The 248-nt window shown below is 47.2% G+C and carries 1 protein-coding gene; it reads left to right on the top strand.

Translation table 11 applies throughout. From position 1 onward, the window contains the following. The coding region (locus AB4486_RS25355) for a sodium:solute symporter family transporter (RefSeq protein WP_408063673.1) at positions 1-248 on the top strand (248 nt) is incomplete at both ends.

Raw genomic sequence — 248 nt, forward strand, 5'->3', positions numbered from 1 at the left:
CGCATTAGGTGCTAAGAACCTGAAAGAAGGACAGAAAGGGGTCATCCTTGCTGGTGCGATTAAGGTTATCTCTCCCCTGTTCTTGATCATTCCAGGCATCATCGCTTTCCACATGTTTGGTGCTGATGCGGGTAACCCAGATACCATGTACACCCGTTTAGTGAATGAAGTTTTGCCTAAGCCGCTGGTGGGTTTCTTCGTTGCGGTGATGTTTGGTGCGATTTTGAGTACCTTTAATGGTGTGTTGA

This window comes from Vibrio sp. 10N.222.55.C6 (genome assembly GCF_041473395.1).
Taxonomy (GTDB): domain Bacteria; phylum Pseudomonadota; class Gammaproteobacteria; order Enterobacterales; family Vibrionaceae; genus Vibrio; species Vibrio crassostreae_C.